The sequence below is a fragment of the Schwartzia sp. (in: firmicutes) genome (assembly GCF_978017985.1).
In genome coordinates, this window is sequence record NZ_CDXDFU010000194.1 from 1 (window position 1) to 4,145 (window position 4,145).

The 4,145-nt window shown below is 48.8% G+C and carries 6 protein-coding genes; 2 read left to right on the forward strand and 4 right to left on the reverse strand.

Annotated features, from left to right (window positions below; genetic code table 11):
* The 4 genes from ACY69O_RS08455 to ACY69O_RS08470 form a co-directional block, all read right to left on the reverse strand.
* On the reverse strand, positions 1-84 hold an 84-nt coding region (locus ACY69O_RS08455), incomplete at its 3' end, for an MscL family protein (protein WP_462333036.1).
* A gap of 44 nt (positions 85-128) precedes the next feature.
* Positions 129-809: a hypothetical protein gene (locus ACY69O_RS08460; protein WP_462333031.1), complete on the reverse strand. Its 681-nt coding sequence runs from the start codon at positions 807-809 to the stop codon at positions 129-131.
* 17 nt (positions 810-826) lie between these two features.
* Positions 827-1,237, reverse strand: coding sequence for a cytidine deaminase (gene cdd, locus ACY69O_RS08465; protein WP_462333032.1), 411 nt, complete (start codon positions 1,235-1,237; stop codon positions 827-829).
* Positions 1,238-1,500: 263 nt separating this feature from the next.
* Entirely contained in the window at positions 1,501-1,980 is a 480-nt protein-coding gene (locus tag ACY69O_RS08470) for a CYTH domain-containing protein (RefSeq protein ID WP_462333033.1), read from the reverse strand.
* Between the two features lie 144 nt (positions 1,981-2,124).
* On the opposite strand from ACY69O_RS08470, the gene ACY69O_RS08475 reads away from it, so the two are divergent.
* A complete protein-coding gene (locus ACY69O_RS08475; protein WP_462333034.1) occupies positions 2,125-3,456 on the forward strand; it encodes an LCP family protein in 1,332 nt (443 codons plus the stop codon).
* Positions 3,457-3,635: 179 nt separating this feature from the next.
* Positions 3,636-4,145, forward strand: a 510-nt coding sequence (locus ACY69O_RS08480; protein ID WP_462333035.1) for a Fic family protein, incomplete at its 3' end; no start/stop codon positions are given.

Genomic DNA, 4,145 nt, shown 5'->3' on the forward strand with positions numbered 1-4,145 from the left:
ACCGAACGCCGCGCCGATGATAACGCCGACAGCCATATCCATGACATTGCCGCGCATGATAAACTTCTTGAACTCTTCAAACATAGAATCGCTCCTCCATTTTTATTAACACTGTAACGAAACGGCCATCAGCCATTGCGCTCCGCTGCCTTTTCCAGAATCTTCTTCTGCTCCTTGGATATGGGGAAGATATACGAGCGGATATCCGCGTCGCGAAGCACCTCTTCCAGCGCGTCCATAGTCAGCGCCTGAACATCTATGGAAAGACTGTATTCGTCGCGCTCCCAGCGGCTTGCGTGATAATCCTTCACCTTGTCGGTTTTCTTATCATAGACATAGAGAGAAAGCGCAGCAATACTCTCCACCATAAAGCTGCTGTCCCAATTCATCGAAAGGAACTCGCGCTGATAATGTGTCTCCACAACGGCGCATATAACAAGGTCCGCGGGAACAGTCTCCGCAACGCTGCGTACTGCATCGGCATAGACTGTCTTTTTGCGTCCGCTCCGAAGACCGTCCTTAAAGGCATTTTCCACATCAGAATAGGGCAGATGCTCAACCCAGTGCATTGTTTCGTTCAGGGGAACATGGATTTCCTGCTCCATACGCTCGAGAATCTCATCCATCTCGCCCCTGCTTATCCATCCGCCTGTCCTGTCCACAACAGGAACCAGCGCAATCCGGACGGGCTGCTCTTTATTCTGCTGCACCGCGGAATTTCCGCCCTCAGGTGAGGCAGGCTCAGCGGCACATACCGCCGCGGCAAGTATCATACATACGAAAAGAAGGGCAGCAAGGCATTTCCTCATAACTATCCCTCCATGAATCACGCTTTGTGGAAATTACGGACCTTTCCCGTAGCGCAGGGCGCAAGGTCCATAAGGTCGGCAAGCTCGATATCTCCCTTGAGGTTCGCCATGATAATATCACGGATTTTGAATTCCGCCATGACCTGACAGCAGGCGCCGCACGGCACACAGGGTTCTTCCGTATCCGCGACAACGGCTATGGCATCAAATTCACGTTTGCTGTCCGCGACTGCCTTGAAAATAGCGACACGCTCCGCGCAGCAGGAATTTCCGTAGGATGCGTTCTCTATGCTGCAGCCCCCGTAAAGGGTTCCGTCGCTGGCGAGGACACATGCTCCGACAGGACGTCCCGAATACGGGCTGTGGGCTTTCGCCATGGAGTCCTTTGCCGTGCGGATCATCGCATCAATAATCTCTTGATTGATCATTGTTCTCCCCCCCTCTCTGCCTTCATTATGTTCACATTTCTATCCCCATAATACGGTTTTTATTCTGAAAAATCAAGGAAATCGCACATTAATATACACATTATCCACAAAATTGAGATGTATTTATCCTCATACCTGTGGATAATGTGTATAAAACGGTGCATAAATCAATATATCGTTGTCAAAAATTGTCAACCGCAAGATTTAGTTTGATTCTTCCATCAGTTTTTCACAATTTTTGTGGAAAACCCCGAAATCCCCCGTCAGACCGAGTCTTTCCATTCCGAGTACGGGTGCTCCGCCAGATTTGAATTGTAATAGTGCGAATCCCCCGAAACCTCGCGGCCCAGCCATTCGGGACGGCTGAATTCTTCATTTTCGTCAGACAGCTCTACCTCCGCAATCATGAGCCCCTCGTTTTCCCCAAAGAAGCGGTCGACCTCCCATGTGTGGATTCCGTCCTCCGCGGGGATAAGATAGCGCACCTTGTCTATGAGCGGCCTCTTGCAGAACTCCAGCAGCTTTTCCGCGTCCTCCGTGGGAATCTCATACTCGAACTCATCACGGGTAATCCCCGTTGTTTTCCCCTTCAAGGTCAGATACCCTTTGCCGTCGTTCTCGCGCACACGAACAAGAATAGGCCCTTCCCCCGGAAGATAGCCCTGCTTCACACGTATTTCTTTTCCCTCGGGACGGAACAGTTTTTCATCCACAAGGAATTTTCTCTCAATCTCAAGAGCCATACAGCTTCCTCCTCGTTTCCTTTTTCTTTTCATTCTTAATTATTATTATACGACGTGACTAAAATTTTATCTTTGGAAAATTTCTGCTTCAAGCGTATAATAATAATGGATTTTTATTGACATCATTAACTAAAGAAAGAAGAAATGTTTTTGAGTAAGAAGAAAAACTACAAACCTGCACATGAAAAAAAGCAGAGCCATATATGGATGTGGCTGCTTATGGTTGCGGTATTCCTGATTGCCGCCGCTGCAGGCGCGCTTTTTGCGTCCTCCAGCCTTTTTGATACTGAAAAACTCGACCGCAATGAGAAAAAGGAATTTACCCTGCTGGTCGCAAAGGACAAAGCAACAGTCATGATTATGGGCGTTGACGAGCGCGCGGATGACGCAGGCCGCTCGGATACCCTGATGTTCGCCTCCATCGACCCGAAAAAACGTCAGGCCTCGCTTCTCTCTATCCCCCGTGATACCCGCGTAAAAATAAAGGGCTACGGCTGGGATAAAATCAACGCGGCGTATGCCTACGGCGGGCGCAAGCTCACACAGTCAACCGTGGAGGACCTTCTCGATACCCCTGTTGACCACTACATCTGCATAAACACCCGTGCTTTCCCGCGCATCATTGATGCCATCGGCGGTGTAGACATAAATGTAGAAAAACGCATGTACTACGTTGATGAATGGGACGATGCCGTACCGGGCGGACTCGTTATCGACCTGTACCCCGGCATGCAGCACATGGACGGCGTAACCGCCATGAGCTACGTCCGCTACCGTGACGAAGAAGGCGATATCGGACGTATCGAGCGCCAGCAGAAATTCATGCGCGCGGTGATGGACAAAATCACATCACCCTCCATCATCATAAAACTGCCCTCCGCCATCAGCGAAGTCATAAGCTCCGTAGACACGGACCTTTCCGTCCGCCAGCTTCTCGAATTCGCGGGCGCGCTGAAAGAAGCACAGGGCAACGGACTCAAAACAGAAATGGTAGAAGGCCGTCCTCTCTACATCGACGAAGTCAGCTACTGGATTCCGGATATAACGCGTACACGCAGACAGCTTGCTTCCATGCTGGGCATCACCATGAGCCAGCGCGCAATGGCTGAGATGGAACGCGAGAGCAACGAATACGAAAACTCCATTCCTGACGGAGCTACAGAGGTTCCCGAGGACGACAAGACCATCGGCCGTGTGCTGAATCCGCGCCCGGGCAAGGACGTCAGACGGCAAAACGAAAAACAGCTGCCTTCGCTTCAGCAGGGCAGACAAAACAACCGTCCTTCAGGCAAGCTGCCGCCAAACCAGCAGCCCTCCCCATACGAGGACAATGAAGACGAAGAAGAATCCGATGAGCGCGACAGCGGGCGCACAACAAATCCGCCAACCGCTCCTTCGGCACCAACCGCCCCATCTGCTCCCGTTGCACCTTCAACGAACGTACCGAGCATGGGAACAAGCGGAAAGAATCGATAATAAAATAAAAAGGGCTGTGAAAAAACGAAAAATCGTCTTTTCCACAGCCCTTTTTTTAGTTGCGCATGTAAAAATAGTGTAATTTTAGTGTAAAAATAGTGAAATTTTAGTGGAGCTGAAATCGACATACTGGTATAATATATACATCAGTGAACCATATACATCAGGGGGTGCGATCTATGCTCAAGGTAACTTTGACTAATGGAATTTTGAATTATATCTCTGACATAGACAAAAACAGATACAAAGTATCCTCTGTCAGACTTTCAAAAATAACAGCAAACAAGCTGCGTAAAAACTCAAAGAAAAAAAGCTCTTATGCGTCAACCAAAATAGAAGGAAATCCTCTTTCAGAAAAACAGGCTTCCGAGGTTATAGACCGCGATGAGCATAAGCATTTTTTAAAGCCCGAACAAGAGGTACGAAATTACTTTCTCGCATTAAACTACCTTGAGGAAAAAGCTAGAAAGAAAGAGGCCTTCTCCAAAAAATTAATCCTTGATGTGCAAAAATACGTTGAAAAGGGCGCTTCGAAGGAAAAAATCGGACTTCGAGGTGAAACACCCCCGGGAGTTCTGTTCGCAGTATATGATTCACAAAGCGGCAGACCTGATTATATCCCTCCCGAATATTCCGACGTGCCGGTTCTTTTGGATGAACTGATTGAATATGTAAACACTACAGATGAC